The sequence below is a fragment of the Dankookia rubra genome, from assembly GCF_004355005.1.
GTDB lineage: Bacteria > Pseudomonadota > Alphaproteobacteria > Acetobacterales > Acetobacteraceae > Paracraurococcus > Paracraurococcus ruber_A.
The window spans coordinates 22,903-41,342 of the sequence record NZ_SMSJ01000036.1; the positions used below are offsets into that span (position 1 = coordinate 22,903).

At 70.2% G+C, this 18,440-nt stretch carries 17 protein-coding genes and 1 other RNA gene; 12 read left to right on the top strand and 6 right to left on the bottom strand.

What is annotated here, in order from left to right:
- Positions 1 to 63 precede the first annotated feature (63 nt).
- The 12 genes from ssrA (at position 64) to E2C06_RS21530 (ending at position 12,383) form a co-directional block, all read left to right on the top strand.
- Positions 64 to 386: a transfer-messenger RNA gene (gene ssrA / locus E2C06_RS21475) on the top strand.
- A gap of 84 nt (positions 387 to 470) precedes the next feature.
- Complete coding sequence (locus tag E2C06_RS21480; RefSeq protein ID WP_370451468.1) at positions 471 to 956, top strand: SspB family protein; 486 nt, start codon at positions 471 to 473, stop codon at positions 954 to 956.
- Positions 957 to 1,303: 347 nt separating this feature from the next.
- Positions 1,304 to 2,905: a fumarate hydratase gene (locus tag E2C06_RS21485; protein ID WP_133290697.1), complete on the top strand. Its 1,602-nt coding sequence runs from the start codon at positions 1,304 to 1,306 to the stop codon at positions 2,903 to 2,905.
- 5 nt (positions 2,906 to 2,910) lie between these two features.
- Positions 2,911 to 3,300: a RidA family protein gene (locus tag E2C06_RS21490; protein WP_133290667.1), complete on the top strand. Its 390-nt coding sequence runs from the start codon at positions 2,911 to 2,913 to the stop codon at positions 3,298 to 3,300.
- Positions 3,301 to 3,302: 2 nt separating this feature from the next.
- Complete coding sequence (locus E2C06_RS21495) at positions 3,303 to 3,701, top strand: VOC family protein (protein WP_133290668.1); 399 nt, start codon at positions 3,303 to 3,305, stop codon at positions 3,699 to 3,701.
- A gap of 76 nt (positions 3,702 to 3,777) precedes the next feature.
- Positions 3,778 to 5,223, top strand: coding sequence for a class II fumarate hydratase (locus tag E2C06_RS21500; RefSeq protein WP_133290669.1), 1,446 nt, complete (start codon positions 3,778 to 3,780; stop codon positions 5,221 to 5,223).
- Between the two features lies 1 nt (position 5,224).
- On the top strand, positions 5,225 to 5,452 hold the full coding sequence (locus E2C06_RS21505) for a ribbon-helix-helix domain-containing protein (protein ID WP_133290670.1): 228 nt from the start codon (positions 5,225 to 5,227) through the stop codon (positions 5,450 to 5,452).
- Between the two features lie 158 nt (positions 5,453 to 5,610).
- Complete coding sequence (gene rutA / locus E2C06_RS21510; protein ID WP_133290671.1) at positions 5,611 to 6,687, top strand: pyrimidine utilization protein A; 1,077 nt, start codon at positions 5,611 to 5,613, stop codon at positions 6,685 to 6,687.
- 15 nt (positions 6,688 to 6,702) lie between these two features.
- Complete coding sequence (locus tag E2C06_RS21515) at positions 6,703 to 7,377, top strand: isochorismatase family protein (RefSeq protein WP_133290672.1); 675 nt, start codon at positions 6,703 to 6,705, stop codon at positions 7,375 to 7,377.
- A gap of 325 nt (positions 7,378 to 7,702) precedes the next feature.
- Positions 7,703 to 9,502: an FAD-dependent oxidoreductase gene (locus E2C06_RS21520; protein ID WP_133290673.1), complete on the top strand. Its 1,800-nt coding sequence runs from the start codon at positions 7,703 to 7,705 to the stop codon at positions 9,500 to 9,502.
- A complete protein-coding gene (locus E2C06_RS21525) occupies positions 9,487 to 11,331 on the top strand; it encodes a 2-oxoacid:acceptor oxidoreductase subunit alpha (protein ID WP_133290674.1) in 1,845 nt (614 codons plus the stop codon). The genes E2C06_RS21520 and E2C06_RS21525 overlap by 16 nt, the downstream gene beginning before the upstream one ends.
- On the top strand, positions 11,328 to 12,383 hold the full coding sequence (locus tag E2C06_RS21530) for a 2-oxoacid:ferredoxin oxidoreductase subunit beta (protein WP_133290675.1): 1,056 nt from the start codon (positions 11,328 to 11,330) through the stop codon (positions 12,381 to 12,383). Before E2C06_RS21525 ends, E2C06_RS21530 begins: the two co-directional genes overlap by 4 nt.
- A 127-nt stretch (positions 12,384 to 12,510) precedes the next feature.
- Here E2C06_RS21530 and E2C06_RS21535 read toward each other — a convergent pair whose 3' ends face one another.
- The 6 genes from E2C06_RS21535 to E2C06_RS21560 form a co-directional block, all read right to left on the bottom strand.
- The gene (locus E2C06_RS21535; RefSeq protein ID WP_133290676.1) at positions 12,511 to 13,665 is read right to left on the bottom strand and encodes a hypothetical protein; all 1,155 of its coding nucleotides are present in this window, start codon (positions 13,663 to 13,665) and stop codon (positions 12,511 to 12,513) included.
- Positions 13,666 to 13,758: 93 nt separating this feature from the next.
- Positions 13,759 to 13,962 carry a hypothetical protein gene (locus E2C06_RS21540; RefSeq protein WP_133290677.1) on the bottom strand — a complete coding sequence of 68 codons (204 nt, stop codon included), beginning with the start codon at positions 13,960 to 13,962 and terminating at the stop codon, positions 13,759 to 13,761.
- Positions 13,963 to 13,967: 5 nt separating this feature from the next.
- The gene (locus E2C06_RS21545; protein WP_133290678.1) at positions 13,968 to 14,792 is read right to left on the bottom strand and encodes a sterol desaturase family protein; all 825 of its coding nucleotides are present in this window, start codon (positions 14,790 to 14,792) and stop codon (positions 13,968 to 13,970) included.
- Positions 14,793 to 14,957: 165 nt separating this feature from the next.
- On the bottom strand, positions 14,958 to 15,644 hold the full coding sequence (locus E2C06_RS21550) for a GntR family transcriptional regulator (protein ID WP_133290679.1): 687 nt from the start codon (positions 15,642 to 15,644) through the stop codon (positions 14,958 to 14,960).
- Positions 15,645 to 15,848: 204 nt separating this feature from the next.
- Positions 15,849 to 16,142, bottom strand: a complete 294-nt coding sequence (locus E2C06_RS21555; protein WP_133290680.1) for a DUF6166 domain-containing protein — start codon at positions 16,140 to 16,142, stop codon at positions 15,849 to 15,851.
- 73 nt (positions 16,143 to 16,215) lie between these two features.
- Positions 16,216 to 18,378: an acetate--CoA ligase family protein gene (locus E2C06_RS21560; protein WP_133290681.1), complete on the bottom strand. Its 2,163-nt coding sequence runs from the start codon at positions 18,376 to 18,378 to the stop codon at positions 16,216 to 16,218.
- Positions 18,379 to 18,440: the final 62 nt, after the last annotated feature.

Sequence of the window (18,440 nt, forward strand, 5' to 3'; positions counted from 1 at the left end):
TCGGTCATCGGTGAACTCCCCGGCGCGCGTGCCCGGCGCCTGTCGCGCCCGCGGCAGGATGCACCCCTGGCAACCGCGGCCGCGCTGTCCTATATCAAGCGCGTCGTCCGGGAGCGATCCCGACCGACTATGGTGATAAACACGGCTCGGGATAAGCGTTGCGGACCCGGGGGCAGTGCCCGGCGCCTCCACCATTCCCCCATATGCGGGGGCTTCGGGGGCGAAACAGGCTCGACGCGCGTGGTAATGGGGTCGTCTTTGCCCGGCATGGTTCCGCCGTCATCGGGCCATTGATAAGTGCGAACGATAACGACGCACTCGCTGTTGCTGCGTAAGCAGTAAACAAGCGCGGTTCGGGGGGCACCGGGCAACAGAAGCCCCCCACTTCACGAAATCACCCCGCGGTTAATGAATCCTCCCACTTCCGTGAGTTGATGTCCTCGCCTATTTATAGGGGGAAGGGTTGGATGATGAACGAGACCACTGCGCCCGTTGACAGTCTGTTGCCCTATGCCGAATGGGCCGAGGAAGCGCTGCGTGCCGTCGCGGTCGAGGCGCTGGACCATGCCGGCCGCCGCGGCCTGCCGGGCGAGCACCACTTCTACGTCACCTTCCGCACGGAAGCCCCCGGCGTGGCCATCCCGGGCCACTTGAAGGCGCGCTACCCGCAGGAGATGACCATCGTCCTGCAGCACAAATTCTGGGACCTGAAGGTGGATCGCGGGGCCGGCAGCTTCTCGGTCGGGCTGTCCTTCGGCGGCGTGCCCGCGACGCTGGTGGTGCCCTTCAAGGCGCTGACCGCCTTCGCCGACCCGCAGGCGCGCTTCGGCCTGCGCTTCCCGGCGCCGGAGCCGGCCGTGGCCGCCGCCCCGCCGGTCGCGGAGCCGGCGGCAGCCGCCCCCGATGCCAAGCCGCAGGTGGTCAGCCTCGACGCCTTCCGCCGCAAGCGGGACTGACGCGGCCCCGATGGCCGCCGCGCCGTCGGGCGCGAAGGTCTGGATCGTGCCGCCCTGCTCACGCGCCGGCCGCCTCATCGACGGGCGAAGGCCCGGATCGGTCTGCCGCGGGCCGGTTGGCTTCGCGCCCGCGCTGGAGTAATCCCGCCGAGGATTGACGGCGCCGCCCGGCCGCCCCTGCACCCGGCAGGGACCCCGCGGCGCCCCCCGTGCGGAGATCGCCCGTGACCCCTCCCCAGGATGCCGCCGCCGCGCTGTCGAAGGACGACCTGCGCGGGCCCGCGCAGGATGTCGATGCCGGCCCGGTGAGCCAGCCCAGCCGCCCCTCCGGCTTCCTCTACAGCCCGATGTTCCCGCTGGCCGAGGACACCACCCCCTATCGCCGCCTGCCCATCGGGGGCGTCTCGACCATCGAGGTCGAGGGCAGGACCGTGCTGAAGGTCTCGCCCGAGGCGCTGGAGCAGCTCGCCTTCCAGGCCTGCCGCGATGTCTCCCACCTGCTGCGCCCCGGCCACCTGCAGCAGCTGGCCAATATCCTGAAGGATCCGGAGGCAAGCGCGAACGACCGCTTCGTCGCGCTCGACCTGCTGAAGAACGCCTCCATCGCCGCCGGCGGCAAGCTGCCGATGTGCCAGGATACCGGCACCGCCATCGTCTTCGGCAAGAAGGGCCAGCGGGTCTGGATCGAGGGCGACGAGGAGGAGGCGATCAGCTACGGCGTCGCCCGCACCTATACCGAGACCAACCTGCGCTACTCGCAGATGGCCCCCCTGAGCATGTTCGAGGAGGTCAATACCGGCAACAACCTCCCCGTCGACTTCTCCATCATGGCGGCGCCCGGCGAGCACCATGCCGACGAGCTGCACCTGATGTTCGTGCTCAAGGGCGGCGGCAGCGCGAACAAGACCTTTCTCTACCAGCAGACCCGCGCGGTGCTGAACAAGCCGAAGCTGCTGGCCTTCATCGAGGAGAAGGTGAAGACCCTCGGCACCAGCGCCTGCCCGCCCTACCACCTCGCCGTCGTCATCGGCGGCACCACCGCCGAGACGGCGCTGAAGGCGGTGAAGCTGGCCAGCACGCGCTACCTGGATGGCCTGCCGACCGAGGGCGACCGCTCCGGCCACGCCATCCGCGACACCGCGCTCGAGGCCGAGGTCCACAAGCTGACGCAGAACCTCGGCATCGGCGCGCAGTTCGGCGGCAAGTATTTCTGCCACGACGTGCGGATCGTGCGGCTGCCGCGGCACGGCGCCTCGCTGCCCATCGCCATCGGCGTCTCCTGCTCCGCCGACCGGCAGATCAAGGCGAAGATCACCCCGGAGGGCGTCTTCCTCGAGGAGCTGGAGCACGATCCCGCCCGCTTCCTCCCGGAGACGACGGCCGACATCCTCGGCGGTGAGGTGGTGAAGATCGACCTCAACCGCCCGATGGCGGAAATCCGCGCCGAGCTGTCGAGGCACCCGGTGAAGACCCGGGTGTCGCTGACCGGCACCATGGTCGTGGCGCGCGACATCGCCCATGCCAAGCTGCAGGAACGGATCGAGGCCGGGCAGGGCCTGCCCGGCTACATCAAGGATCACCCGGTCTATTATGCCGGCCCGGCCAAGACGCCGGAGGGCATGCCGACCGGCAGCTTCGGCCCGACCACCGCGGGGCGGATGGACAGCTACGTCCAGGCCTTCCAGGCGGCCGGCGGCAGCCTGGTGATGCTGGCCAAGGGCAACCGCAGCAAGGCGGTGCTGAACGCCTGCAAGGCGCATGGCGGCTTCTACCTCGGCAGCATCGGCGGCCCGGCCGCCCGGCTGGCGCAGGACTGCATCAGGAAGGTCGAGGTGCTGGAATACCCGGAGCTCGGCATGGAGGCGGTCTGGCGGATCGAGGTCGAGGATTTCCCCGCCTTCATCGTCATGGACGACAAGGGGAACGACTTCTACGAGGGGCTGGAGTAGCTGCCATGCGCCGCCTCATCTCCTCCGGCTCCCGCTTCGAGGAGGAGATCGGCTATAGCCGGGCGGTGGTGGACGGCGACCATGTCTGGGTCTCCGGCACCACCGGCTACGACTATGCGGCGATGACCATCGCCGAGGACGTGGTGGCGCAGGCCGACCAGGCCTTCCGCAACATCGCGCAGGCCCTGGCCGAGGCCGGCGCCAGCCTCGACGACGTCGTCCGCGTGCTCTTCATCGTGCCGCGGCGGGAGGATTGGGAGCCCTGCTGGCCCGTGGTGAAGCGCCACCTGGGCAAGGCGAAGCCCGCCTCCACCCTCATCCATGCCGGTCTGCAGACCGATGCCATGCGCATCGAGATCGAAGTCACGGCACGCCTGCCGAAGGGACAGCCATAACCATGCGCTTCGCCGTCGACCGCCTCGACCACCTGGTCATCAACTGCACCGACATCGAGAAGATGGCGAGCTGGTACCAGCGCGTGCTCGGCATGGAGCGGGAGGATTTCGGCAGCCCCTCCCGCGTCGCGCTGAAATTCGGCGGGCAGAAGATCAACCTGCGGCCACAGGATGCCAGCCAGGCCGACTGGATCGCGGCCAGGACCTGCCTGCCGGGCACCCAGGACCTCTGCTTCATCGTCGCCGTCGCCGTCGACGACATCATCGGCCAGTTCCACAGCTGCGGCGTGATGATCGAGCTCGGCCCGGTGACCCGGCAGGGCGCGCTCGGCGCGATGGGCTCGGTCTATTGCCGCGACCCCGAGGGCAACCTGATCGAGGTCTCCTCCTACTCGCCGTGATCGGGGCCGCTTGACGGCAGGCGCATCTTCCCGCCGCTTCGGCGTTCTTCCCGGGACCACGCTGCAGGAGGGCGCCATGGCCGAAGAGACCCGCACCGAGACCGCCCGGGGTTCCGCCAGCGGAACCCGTTCGGAAACCGACAGCCTCGGCACCATCGACATCCCGGCCGACCGCTACTGGGGGCCGCAGACCGAGCGTGCGCGGCGGCTGTTCAGGATAGGGACGGAACGCTTCCCGCCCGGGCTGATCCGCGCCGTCGGCCTGCACAAATGGGCCTGCGCCGAGGCCAATGGGCGCCTCGGCGAGCTGCCGGCCGAGCTGGTGGATCCCATCAAGCAGGCGGCGCAGGAGATTGCGGACGGCGCGCGCGACGCCGAGTTCCCCCTGCCCGTCTGGCAGACCGGCAGCGGCACCCAGACCAACATGAACGCCAACGAGGTGATCTCGAACCGCGCCAACGAGATCCTCGGCCAGCCGCTGGGGTCACGGAAGCCGGTGCATCCGAACGACCACGTCAACCGGGGCCAGAGCTCGAACGACAATTTCCCGACCATGATGCACATCGCCGCGGCCGAGGCGGTGGAGGGCCGGCTGCTGCCGGCGCTGGGGCGGCTGCATGCCGCGCTCTGGCAGCGCTCGGAGGAATGGGCCGGCATCGTCAAGATCGGCCGCACCCACATGATGGATGCGGTGCCGGTCACGCTCGGCCAGGAATTCGCCGCCTGGGCGCGGCAGGTGGAGCTGGGGCAGGAGCGGCTGCGCGGCGTCATGCCGCGGCTGCTGTCGCTGCCGCAGGGCGGCACCGCGGTCGGCACCGGGCTGAACCGGCACCCGGATTTCGACACTGCTTTCTGCGAGATCGTCGCCGGGCGCAGCGGCCTCGCCTTCACGCCGAACCCGAACAAGTTCGAGGGCATGGGCGCGCATGACGCCCTGGTCGAGCTGCAGGGGGTGATGAACGTCGTCGCCGTCTCGCTCAACAAGCTCGGCAACGACATCCGCCTGCTCGGCAGTGGGCCGCGCTCGGGCCTCGCCGAGCTGATCGTGCCGGCGGACGGGCTGTCGAGCAGCATCATGCCGGGCAAGACCAACCCGACGCAGGCGGAGGCGCTGACCATGGTCTGCGCCCAGGTGATGGGCAACACCACCACCGTCACCATAGGCGGCGCGCAGAGCTTCCTCGAGCTCAACGTCTTCAAGCCGGTGATCATCCAGGCGGTGCTGCAATCGGCGACGCTGCTGGCCGACGCCGCCGGAAGCTTCGCCGAGAACATGGTGGCGAAGCTGGAGCCCAACCACGAGCGGCTGGCGGAGAACATGGCCAAGTCGCTGATGCTGGTGACCGCGCTCAACCCGCATATCGGCTACGACAAGGCGGTGCGGATCGGCAAGAAGGCGCTGGCGGAGAACCTGACGCTGCGCGACGCGGCGCAGCAGCTCGGCTTCGTCAGCCCGGAGGATTTCGACCGCTGGGTGCGGCCGGAGCAGATGGTGGCGCCCGGCGCCTCGCTCGGCGACTGAGATGGCGGCGGCCCGCCATCTGCGGAAGCGCAGCTTCCAGCTGGCGGGCCACCGTACCTCGGTCGCGCTGGAGCCGGAATTCTGGGCGGTGCTGGAGGCGGCGGCGCGGCGGCGCGGGCTGAGCCTGGCGGCGCTGGTGACGCGGATCGACACTACCCGCGGGGACGCGGCGCAGCCGCTGGCCAGCGCGTTGCGGCTGCACGCCCTGGCGGAGGCGGCGCAGGGCTGACGCGGCGCGCCGCCGCCCATCAATGCGGCATTTGCGGGCGCACCGCCCATTCGCGCGGCACAACAAATATCTTGCCGGCCAACTGCCCCTGTGGTGTTCAATTGCGCCATTGCGGAACGCGGCCTCGTGCCGCGTCGCCTGATGGAGCAGCAGCCCCCATGCAGATCGGCGTCTTCATCCCCATCGGCAACAATGGCTGGCTGATCTCCTCCACCTCGCCGCAATACAAGCCGAGCTTCGACCTGAACCGCGAGGTGACTCAGCGGGCCGAGCGCCATGGCTTCGACTTCGCGCTGTCGATGATCAAGCTGCGCGGCTTCGGCGGGCCCAGCCGCTACTGGGACTTCAACCTAGAGAGCTTCACGCTGATGGCCGGGCTCGCCGCCGTCACCAGCCGCATCAAGCTTTTCGCCTCGGTCGCCGTGCTGTCGATCCCGCCGGCGCTGATCGCCCGCATGGCGGTGACCTGCGACAGCATCAGCCATGGCCGCTTCGGGGTGAACATCGTCTCCGGCTGGCAGAAGGCCGAATACACTCAGATGGGCATCTGGCCCGGGGACGAGCATTTCGCGCGGCGCTACGAGTTCTGCGAGGAATACGTCACCGTCCTGCGCGACCTCTGGACGACCGGCGTGTCGAACCACAAGGGCCCCTACTTCCAGATGGAGGACTGCCGGCTGGACCCGCAGCCGACGGCCCCGGTCGAGATCATCGCCGCCGGCCAGTCCAACCGCGGCATGCGCTTCGCCGCCGAACACGCCGACTACAATTTCCTCTCGGGCGGCGGCATCAACACCCCGCAATCCCTCGCCCCGCATGTCGAGCGGCTGCGCGCCGCCACCGCCCTGTCGGGCCGCGCCTGCGGCGCGCTGGCGCTGACCATGATCATCGCCGACGAGACCGACGAGCTGGCCATGAAGAAGTGGGAGCACTACGTCGCCGGCACCGACCTCGAGGCGCTCACCTGGCGCGACGGCCAGGCCGGGCAGGACGTGAAGGCGGAGGCGCATTCGACCGTCGGCCGCATGGTGCGGTCCGACCGCGTGCCGACCAACATGCTGCGCCTGATCGGATCCTACGAGACGGTGGCGCGCCTGCTCGACGAATGCGCGGAGATCCCCGGCCTGCAGGGCGTCATGTTGACCTTCGACGAGTTCGTCGAGGGGGTCGAGAATTTCGGCACCCGCATCCAGCCGCTGATGAGGAGCCGGGCCAACCTTTCCGTCGCGGCCTGAGCCGGGGAGGGCCGCATGCAGGAAAGCCCGCTGACCGCACGGCAGCTCTGGGCCGCGCTGCTGGCTGCGCCGGCGCGGCGGCGCTTCGGCTTCGGCCGGCGCGCGGCACTGGTCAATGTCGACCTGCAGCGCGCCTATACCGACACGGCCGCCTTTCCCGCCACGGCCTATGAGTGCGATCCGCGCCAGGCGGAGCACGTGAACCGCCTCGCCGCGCTGTGCCGCGGGCGCGGCTTCCCCGTCGTCTGGACCTATGTCGCCTATGATGCCGGCGGCGCCGATTGCGGCGTCTGGGGCACCCGCAGCGACACGCCGGACAGCCTGCAGAACATCGGGGAGGGCTCGCCGCGCGCCGCGCTCGACCCGCGGCTGGATGTCCGTCCCGCCGACGTCATCCTCCGCAAGCGCATGGCCTCCGCCTTCTTCGAGACCAGCCTGCGGTCGCTGCTGACCTTCCGCGGCGTGGATACGGTGGTGGTCACCGGCGGCTCCACCTCCGGCTGCGTGCGCGCGACGGCGGTGGAGGGCCTGTCCTGCGGCTTCCGCGTCGTCGTGCCGGTGGAATGCGTCGCGGACCGGCACGAGGGCCCGCATTTCGCCAGCCTCTACGACATGGCGGTCAAGTATGCGGATGTGCTGCCGGTGGAGGAGGCGCTCGCCGGCCTCGGCGCCATGCCGGCGGCCCGCTGATCCCGGCCCGGCCGGGCGGGGTGCCGGTCGGCCGGAGCGCGCGCCGACGCTGCCGGACCGATGCCGCACGCTGACGTGTAAGGCGGGCGCCTCGCCTTCTCCCCGCCCGGCAGCCCATCATCCGCGACCTTGCGGCCGCTCATCATCCAGGGATCCGGACGGGTCGTTGCGGGATTTTCGGTTGTGGGGCAGACTTCGGCCGCCCGGGAGGGCGTGGGAGGAACGTAACGGCATACGCGGCCGCCCGACCCGCCCCGGGTCAGGTATCCCGGGCCCGGCCTACGTCCATGTTGCCAATGATCCCCGTAATGAGGGAACCGTCCGCTTGAAGCCGACTGATATCCGTAACCCGGACTACTTCCACAAGGTCGTCGACTGCCAGTGGGCCTGCCCCGCCCATACCCCGGTCCCCGAATACATTCGGATGATCGCCGCGGGCCGGTACAGCGACGCCTACATGGTCAACTGGCACTCCAACGTCTTCCCCGGCATCCTCGGCCGCACCTGCGACCGTCCGTGTGAGCCGGCCTGCCGCCGCGGCCGGGTGGAGGACGAGCCCGTCGCCATCTGCCGCCTCAAGCGCGTGGCGGCCGACAACAAGTCGGACATCCGGGCGCGGCTGACCCCGATCCCGGCCGTCGGCAACGGCCGCCGCATCGCCTGCATCGGCGCCGGCCCGTCCAGCCTGACCGTCGCCCGCGACCTCGCCCCGCTGGGATACGAGGTGCATGTCTATGACGGGGAGAAGCAGGGCGGCGGCTTCATCCGCAGCCAGATCCCGCGCTTCCGCCTGCCCGCCGAGGTGATCGACGAGGAGGTCGGCTACATCACCGACCGCGGCGGCGTGGTGACGCATTACGGCCAGCGGATCGAGAGCCTGAAGGCGCTGCTGGCCGAGGGCTACGACGCGGTCTTCGTCGGCTCCGGCGCCCCGCGCGGGCGGGAGCTGGACGTCCCCGGCCGGGCCGAGGCGGCGGCGAACATCCATATCGGCATCGACTGGCTCTCCTCCGTCTCCTTCGGCCACATCAAGGAGGTGGGGAAGCGGGTCATCGTGCTCGGCGGCGGCAATACCGCGATGGATTGCTGCCGCTCCGCCCGCCGCCTCGGCGGCGAGCAGGTCTCGGTCGTGGTGCGGTCCGGCTTCGAGGAGATGAAGGCCTCGCCGTGGGAGAAGGAGGATGCGCTGCGCGAGGGCATCCCGATCCGCAATTTCCTGGTGCCGAAGCAGGTGCTGCACGCGGACGGCCGGCTCACCGGCATGGTCTTCGAGAAGGTGCGCGCCGAGTACGACGCGAAGGGCCGCCGCCAGCTGGTGCCCTCGGGCGAGCCGGACGAGGTGATCGAGGCCGACGACGTGCTGGTGGCGATCGGCCAGGAGAATTCCTTCCCCTGGATCGAGCGCGACATCGGCCTGGAGTTCGACAAGTGGGGCCTGCCGCAGCTCGACGCGGAAACCCACCAGTCCACCATCCCCAATGTCTTCTTCGGCGGCGACGCCGCCTTCGGGCCGAAGAACATCATCTGGGCCGTGGCGCATGGCCATGCCGCGGCGATCTCCATCGACCTCTTCTGCCGCGGGGAGGACGTGCGGAACCGCCCGCCGCCCGACACCGCGCTGGTCAGCCAGAAGATGGGCATCCACGAATGGAGCTATGACAACGACGTCTCGCTCGACCTGCGGTTCAAGGTGCCGCATGCCGAGGACGAGCGGGCGCTGCGCGACATCACGCTCGAGGTCGAGCTCGGCTACGACCGCGAGATGGCCTTCAAGGAGGCCGAGCGCTGCCTGAACTGCGACGTGCAGACGGTGTTCAGCGCCAGCCTCTGCATCGAATGCGACGCCTGCGTCGACATCTGCCCGGTCGACTGCATCACCTTCACCCCGGATGGGGAGGAAAGCGACCTTCGTACCCGGCTGAAGGCGCCGGCGCTGAACCTGACCCAGGATCTCTATATCCAGGACGGGCTGAAGACCGGCCGCGTGATGGTCAAGGACGAGGATGTCTGCCTGCATTGCGGCATGTGCGCCGAGCGCTGCCCGACCGGGGCCTGGGACATGCAGAAATTCCTGCTGGAAGCCGCCAAGGCCGTGAAGGGGGTGCACGCATGCGCAGCGGAGTGACGGCGACGAACGACTTCGTCGTCAAATTCGCCAACGTCAACGGCTCGGGCTCGGCCAGCGCCAACCAGCTCTTCGCCAAGTCGATCCTGCGCATGGGCATCCCCATCGCGTCCCGCAACATCTTTCCCTCCAACATCCAGGGCCTGCCGACCTGGTTCGAGGTGCGGGTCAGCGGCGAGGGGCATCTCGGCCGGCGCGGCGGCGTCGACCTCATGGTCGCGATGAACCCGCAGACCTGGGACCGCGACATCGCCGAGATCGATCCCGGCGGCTACCTGCTATACGACAGCACGCGTCCCATGCCGGCCTCCCGTTTCCGCAGCGACATCAACGTCATCGGCGTGCCGCTGACGCAGATCTGCAACGCCAACTACACCGATGCGCGGCAGCGTCAGCTGCTGAAGAACATCATGTATGTCGGGGCGCTGTCCGCCCTGCTGAACATCGAGCCGCCGGTGGTCGAGCAGCTTCTCGCCGAGCAGTACAAGGGCAAGGAAAAGCTCGCCAAGCCGAACCGCGACGCCTTCCACATGGGCCGCGACTGGGCGCTGAAGAACCTCGACTGCCCGCTCGGCCTGACGCTCGAACGCTCGGACGCGGTCGGCGACCGCATCTACGTGGAGGGCAATGCCGCCGCGGCGCTCGGCGCGGTCTATGGCGGCGCCACGGTCTGCGCCTGGTATCCGATCACCCCCTCCACCTCGCTCGCGGAGGCCTTCGAGCGCCACTGCAAGCGCTTCCGGACCGAGGCCGAGACGGGCAGGAAGCGCTACGCCATCGTCCAGGCGGAGGACGAGCTGGCCTCGATCGGCATCGTCATCGGCGCCGCCTGGAACGGCGCCCGGGCCTTCACCGCGACCTCCGGCCCGGGGATCTCGCTGATGCAGGAATTCGTCGGCCTCGCCTATTTCGCCGAGATCCCGGCCGTCATCTTCGACGTCCAGCGCGCCGGCCCCAGCACCGGCATGCCGACCCGCACCCAGCAATCCGACGTGCTCTCCGCCGCCTATGCCAGCCATGGCGACACCAAGCAGGTGGTGCTGCTGCCGGAAGACCCGCGCGAGTGCTTCGACTTCGGTGCCAGCGCCTTCGACCTGGCGGACCGGCTGCAGACCCCGGTCTTCGTGCTGCTCGACCTCGACATCGGCATGAACGACTGGCTCTGCGAGCCCTTCGCATGGGACGACAGCCGGCAGCTCGACCGCGGCAAGGTGATGACCGCCGAGGAGCTCGAGGCCGGCCGGACCTTCGGCCGCTACCTCGACGCCGATGGCGACGGCATCCCCTTCCGCACCTATCCCGGCACGCATCCGCAGAAGGGCGCCTTCTTCACCCGCGGCACCTCGCGCGACCGCTTCGCCAAGTACACCGAGGTCGGCAGCGCCTATGCCGACAACATGGAAAGGCTGCTGCGGAAATTCGACACGGCGAAGCAGATCGTCCCGCACCCGGTCGAGCGCCCGGCCGCCCAGCCGACCCGCACCGGCGTGATCTACTACGGCAGCTCCTCGGCCGCGATGAAGGAGGCGCTGGGGCAGCTCGAGGCCGACGGCATCCACCTCGACGCCATGCGCATCCGCGCCTTTCCCTTCCATGACGACGTGCTGGACTTCATCGCCCGGCACGACCGGGTCTTCATCGTGGAGCAGAACCGCGACGCCCAGCTGCGCACGCTGATCATGACGGAGGGCAATGTCGATGCCTCCCGCCTGATCCCCATCCTCCACTACGACGGCACGCCGATCACCGCGCGCTTCATCCGCGCGGCCGTCGCCGACCGCGCCTCGGCGCTGAAGGTCGTGCCCTTTGCCGGAGCCGCCGCGGAATGAGCTTCCTCCCCAAGCCCAAGCTGCACCACCCGAAGCTGCCGGTGAACGCCCTCGGCTTCACCCGCCGCGACTACGAGGGCGCGATCAGCACGCTCTGCGCGGGCTGCGGCCATGACAGCATCTCGGCCGCCATCATCCAGGCCTGCTTCGAGCTCGACATCGAGCCGCACCGCGTTGCCAAGATGTCGGGCATCGGCTGTTCGTCCAAGACGCCGGACTACTTCCTCGGGGCGTCGCACGGCTTCAACTCGGTGCATGGCCGCATGCCGTCGGTGCTGACCGGCGCCAACCTGGCGAACCGGGACCTCACCTATCTCGGCGTCTCGGGCGACGGCGACAGCGCCTCGATCGGCTTCGGCCAGTTCGCGCACAGCATCCGCCGCGCCGTGAACATGACCTACATCGTCGAGAACAACGGGGTCTACGGCCTGACCAAGGGCCAGTTCTCCGCGACCTCGGACAAGGGCTCGAAGGCCAAGAAGGGCGCCATCAACAACGACGAGCCGATCGACCTGGTCGGCATCGCGCTGCAGCTCGGCGCCACCTTCGTCGCCCGCAGCTTCTCCGGCGACAAGACGCAGCTCGTCCCCCTCATCAAGGCGGCGCTGCGGCATCCGGGCCCGGCCTTCATCGACTGCATCAGCCCCTGCGTCGCCTTCAACAACCACGAAGGCTCGACAAAAAGCTACGACTTCGTCCGCGAGCACAACGAGGCGATGAACCAGCTCGACGTTATCCTCGGCCGTGATCCGATCAGCGCCGAATACGCCCCGGGCGAGGTGCGGGAGGTGACGCAGCACGACGGCTCTGTCCTCCGCCTGCGCAAGCTGCACGAGGACTACGACCCGACCGACCGCGTGGCCGCCATGCACCACCTGCACGAACGGAAGGCGGCGGGCGAGATCGTCACCGGCCTGCTCTACATCGACCCGGAGCCCGAGGACCTGCACCACCACCTCGACACCGTCGCCATGCCGCTGAACCGGCTGGACGATGCGGCGCTGGTGCCGGGCTCCGCCGCGCTCGACAAGGTCAACGCCGCGCTGCGCTGACCCTGGGGGGAAGGCGGCGCCTTCCCTTCATCCGCGGCCGTCCTGAGTGGAAACCCGCAGGACGTGACCCGCTGGCTCAACAAAGTCCCGACCGATGCCGTCCCGGCACGGTCAGGACAGCATCGGCTTATCGCCGCGTGGCGCAGCCGTTGCGCACATGCGCCTGCTCGGCCGCCGAGAGCGGCAGCCCCTGCTGGAAGCGGAACACCGCCTGGGTGCAGGCGCGGTCGATCCGGTCCGGCGCCCGGGCCGCGACCTTCGGCGGGGCCTTCGGCGCGGTCGGCGGCAGCGGCAGGCTGGCCGAGGCGGCCTCGAGCGGCTCCCCGGTATCGGACCCGCCGAAGCTCGGCGCGATGGGCATCTCGGCCATCCGCTCGGCCTGGGGTGCGGCCAAGGGTTGCGCCACCGCGGGCGGCGCGGCCGCGGCCGGCGCCGCCTCCGGCAGGGTTGCGGACGATGCGACGGGCTGGACCGCCACCTCGCGCGGAGGCGCGGCCAATACCTCGCGCGGAGGCGCGGCCAATACCTCGCGCGGAGGCGCGGCCAATACCTCGCGCGGGGGCGCGGCCAGCACCTCGCGCGGCGGCGCGGCCGGCGGGATGGGCAGCGCGGTCAGGTTGATCGGGGGCGGGGCGGCAGGGGTCGCCGGCGGCGCATCCGACAGCAGCACCACGCCGCTGGCCAGCCCGACCACAAAGGTCGCGGCAAAGCCCAATATCAGTGCCATGCGGCCGCCCCAGGGCCGCCGCGCCGGCACCGGTGCATCCTCGTCCTCGTCGTCGATCAGCGCCGCAGCGGGCATCGCGCGTGGGCCCCGCGCCGGGGCGCCGGGCACGTCCCAGGCATCGTCCTCCCCCAGCGCGGCCCGGGCGGCGGCGATCCAGGCGCCCTTCCCCGGCACGGTCAGCGGCGGCAGTTCGGCGAAGCCCTCGGCCATGATGCCGGGCAGCGACCGCCAGGCGGCGAGTTCGATCCGGCCGTGCCAGACCGGCAGGTAACCCGGGAAGGCCGGCCAGAAATTCGCCGCCCCCAGCGCCCGGCGCAGCCGCGCCTCGGCATTCGGCGTCGCGTCCGGCGCGACATCCACCAGCGCGACGCCGGTGGTCGGATGCGCCAGCGCCCAGCAGCCGGTCGGATATCCCACCGGTCCCGCGGTGCCGGTGCGGCAGCGGCCGAGCATGGCCCAGCCTTCGGGCAGCGCGCCCAGCAGTCCGGATGCGGCATCCTCCGCCGCCGGGGTCGGCCAGGCCCCTGCGGGGTGCAGTCCCGTTCCTTCGTTCACCCTGGGCTCCCCGTTTCCCAACCCCAGTGCTTTAGGGAACGGAACTGGGATACGGGGGTTGCAATCCCGTGATGGCGGCCCGTTCCACATCGATTAAAGATCAGCGCGCCATATCCACAAGCCGGTGACGCTGCCAACCGCGGCACCACTCGCCAGTGGCGCGAAATCCCCCATACCCAGATCGCGTGCGAGCGCCTGCCACAGCACGAAGACGCCGACCGCCACCGCAATGCCGCCGATCAGCGAGGCACGGGAGGTCTTGATGCCGCCGCCATCGAGCGGCGTGAGCGTGGCCATCGCGGCTACTCCGCCGCCACCGCCGGCGAATGCGGCATGCCGGCCCGCGGGTCGTCCAGCGTGTTGCGGACGCGCTTGAGGTCGCCGCGCACGAAGCGCGCGTCATAGCCGTTCAGCAGGTGGCCGAGCAGCCCGCGCTTCAGGTCGCTGGTGCCGAAGAACCAGTCGGCGATCGGGTAGGTCAGGTTGAAATTCCGCTCCATCATGATCGCCGTGTTGTGGTGCGCGGCGTGGTGGCGGCGGATGGTGTTGATGAAGGGCAGGTGCCGCACCAGCCGGTCGTCCTTCACGTGGCAGCAGAAGTGGAAGAACTCGTAGTTCAGGTAAAGCGCGGTGTTGGTCATCAGCAGCAGCCAGCCGGCGTCGGCGAAGCCGGCCGCCCGCAACAGGAAGGCCGGCACCAGCGACATCGCCAGGAAGGTGACCAGGGCATAGGGCGGGAAGAAGACGATGCGGAAGTCCCGCGCATTGTCGATGGTGTACTCGTTCTCCGTGAAGAACTGGTGGTGCGCCAGGGTATGCCGCTTGTAGATGCCCATCAGCCCCTTGAGCGGCCGGTGCATGACATACTTGTGGATCCACCACTCGAAGACATTGGCGCCGAGGAAGGCCGCCGGCACCACCAGCCATTCGTACCAGGCGGGGGCGCCAAGCTGCCGCGCGCAGTACCAGATGGCGGCGCCGCCGATCGCGTAGATCAGCGCGACATGCGCCCAGCCGTGATAGAGCCGGCCGATCCGCGCGCGGAAATCCGCCCGGAAGGCCTGCTGGCGGCGGGAAAGGCGCTCCCGCTTCAGCGCCGCCGTCGCCTGTGCCGCGGTGCCATCCATGATGCGTCTCCCCGGGCTGCGGCGGCTTGCGTTCGCAGGTGAACGCGGCACCGCGGCAGGCCATTCGTCTGAGGCAGATCCAGGCGTCCGGGCGTCCACGCCCTCCCGCCATCTGCAGGCCGAGGCTGATATATCAGTCGCCCGGATCGAGGGTCAAGGCGAAGGCTAGCCGCCGCGCGCCAGGGTCCGCCGGGTGAAGGCCTCGATGAAGTCGACCAGCGCGTCCGACGCGGCGGCGGCCTGCTCGGCATCGCCCGCCGCGATCGCCCGCGCCAGCGCCGCATGGACGGCGGCGGAGGCTTCCAGCCCCGTCGCCTGCCGCCAATGCAGGAACCAGAAGCGCCGCGACAGGCCATGCATCAGCGCCATGGCCGCGGTGGCGAATTCGTTGCGCGCGGCCTCCAGCACCAGCAGGTTCAGCGCGCGGTCGAGGCGGAGGAAGCCGGTCTCGTCCTCTGCCGCCGCGGCCGCCTCCATCCCCAGGGCGATCTCGCGGAACCGCGCCCGCTGCGCCGCATCGGCGCGGCGCGCCGCGGCGCGCGCGACCAGCCGCTCGATCTCGCGGCGCACCTCCAGCAGGCGCAGCTGTTCGCCCACGTCCACGGCCGCGACGACGATCCCGCGTCGCGGCAGGATGCGCACCAGCCGCTCCCGCGCCAAGCGCTGCAGCGCCTCGCGCACCGGCGTCCGGCCAAAGCCAAGCTTTGCCGCCAGTTGCGCCTCGCTCACCACCTCGCCCGGCGCGACATCCAGCGTGACGATCGCTTCCTCGATGGCGCGATAGGCTTGCTCGGTCAGCGTCCCGTCGGCCTCCGGCACCGGGCGGCGGCGAACTGGGGTGGTATCAGGCATGATGCGGCTTCCGCGGAAGGACTCGGTGTGGCCACGCGTTACGGATTGACACACCACTGACCATGGGACACTTTGAACGGGCGCGAGATATATCACGCGCCTCAGCAAATGCCGAGTTTGGGGAGGGTAGGTGGCGGGCTGCGCGGGCGGCGTCCGACGGAACACCGTTTCCGTACGGCCAGCCCACGCGGCCCGTTCGTCCCTTCAGCGCAGCGTCGCCAGCGCCGCCTCGATCTCCTCGCCCGTCAGCATCCAGGCATTGTCGAGCTCCGCCACCACCTCGCGCATGAAGGCCTCGGTCAGCGCCAGGGCGCGTGCCGGATCGCCGAGATGGTCGCAGAGCAGGGCCAGCGCCAGTTGCCGCGGCCCATCCCCCTCATAGGTCCATTCGAACCCCATCGGGGAGAAGCGCCGCACCTCGAAGCGCGGGTCGAGCGGTTCGCCATCGACCGTGACCTGCGCGCCGGCCAGCCCGCGGCCGCCCTCGTAGATCTTCATGCCCGGCCTCCGCAGGAAGGAAGCAAGCAGCGGGAGGCGGTCTTCTCCCGCACCGTCCTCCATGTTGCTGCGTCTACCCCGCGCATTTCACCAGGCCGTCCACGGCGAGGCAGCCCCACTCGCCGGCGATCAGCGGGTTGGCCTCGGCTTCGTCGATGCGGCCTTCGGCGGCGGCGAGCAGCATCGAGAATGCCGACACGGCGGCAGCCACCGCGGCCAGGTCCGCCTTCGCTGCGCCGCGGAAGCCGTCCAGCAGTGGGAAGCCCTTCAGGCCGCGCAGCATCGCCTCGGCCCGCGCCGGACTGACCGGCGCGATGTCCAGCACCACGTCCTTCCACAGCTCCGCCTGCACGCCGCCGGTGCCGACCAGCACCATCGGCCCGAACTGCCCGTCCTGCCGCCCGCCGAGGATCAGCTCGACGCCCTTTTGCGACATGCGCTGCACCAGCACGCCGTCGATCCGCGCTGCCGGTGCGTGGTACTTGGCGGAGGCGGTGATCTCGGCGAAGGCCGAGCGCACCGCGCCGGCATCGCCCAGGTTGAGCTTCACCCCACCGACCTCGGTCTTGTGCGCGATATCCGGGCTGTCGAGCTTCAGCACCACCGGGAAGCCGGTCGCCGCCGCCGCCTCGGCCGCCGCCTCGGCCGTCGCTGCCCGCCGTTCCTCCACCACCGGCACGCCCACCTTGGCGAAGAGCGTCTTGGCCTCGGCCTCGGTCAGCACGGAGGGTCCGGGCGGCAGCGCCGCCAGCGCCGCGTCCAGCCCGGCCGGCCTGGCCACCGCGTCATCGTCGCGCCCGGCGTGGTACTGATGCCAGAGCCGGATCGCGTTCATCAGCCGCCGCATCGAGCGGAACAGCGGCACCACGGGGGAGGCATCCGCGGCGATGGTGCCCGGCGCCTCGAGCTGCTCCGGGATCCAGGCGACGATGATCGGCTTGCCGCCCCGCTCGGTGAGCTCGGCGATCTCCTGGATGCGCCCGGGCGTCGTCTGCTGGTGCGAATAGACCTGCGGGTAGACGATCACCCCGTATTGCGGGTCCGCCATCATAGCCAGCACGCATTTGCCGAAGCTCGCCGGGTTGCCCGCCGCCTGCGCCGTCAGGTCGCAGGGATTGCGCGCCGCGCCGAAGTCCGGGATCGCCGCCTCCAGCACCGCGCGCGCCTCGGCCGAGGGCTGCGGCATGTCGAGCCCCAGCGCCTCGGCATGGTCGGCCGCCATGATGCCGGCCCCGCCCGAGGCGGTGACGATGGCGACGCCCGGCGCCTTCGGCTTCCCCGCCTTGGCGAAGAGCGCCGCGGTCTCCAGCAGCGCGTCGAAATCCTCGACCTCGACCATCCCGGCGCGCTTGAAGGCGGCGGACCAGGCGAGCGCCGAGCCGGCGAGCGAGCCGGTGTGGGAGGCCGCCGCCGCCGCCCCGGCATCGCCGCGGCCGAGCTTCAGCGCGACGATCGGCTTGCCCGCGCGGCGCGCCGCCTCGCCCAGCAGCAGGAGCCGCCGGCCGTCGCGCAGGCCCTCCACCGCCAGCGCCACCGCGCGGCATTCCGGCATCGAGAGCTGGTAGGCCGCGAGGTCGCAGACATCGAGGTCGGTGGCATTCCCCGCCGTGGTCATGTGGCAGACCGAATAGCCGCGCTCGGCCGCCTGCATCAGCGCATAGCCCAGCGCGCCGGACTGGCTGGTGATGGCGACGCCACCCGCCGGCGCGGTCATGCGGATATATTCCGGCATGAAGGTCACGCCGGCCTTCAGCACGTGGTCGACGATGCCGAGGCAGTTGACGCCGACCAGCGGCAGCCCCGCTTCCCGGCAGCGGTCGCGCAGGCGGGCTTCCTCCGCCAGGCGATCGGCCAGGCCGGTCTCGCCATAGCCGGAGGCGAAGGCGATGATGCCGCCCACCTTCTTCGCGATGCAGGCCTCGACCGCCGGCATCATCTGCTCGCGCGGCAGGGCGATCAGCACGCAGTCCGGCGATTCAGGGATCTCGTCCAGGCTGGCGAGGCAGGGTCGGCCATGCAGCGGCTGCCCGGCATATTTCGGATTCACGCCCCAGACCTGACCGGTGAAGTTCACCAGGTTCGTCACGGTCCGGCCGCCGAATCGCGTCGGCTCGGCCGAGACGCCGATCACGGCGACGCTGCCCGGCGACAGCAGCCGCCGCAGCGATGCGGGATCGCGCAGCGGTTCCGGTCCCGGCCGGCTGGATGCCTGCCCGATGCTGCCTGGCTGCTGCAATCGCCCCTCCCACTCCCGCGCTTCGGCGCGGCATTCTTGCGTGACGGGTCAGCCTAGACGCG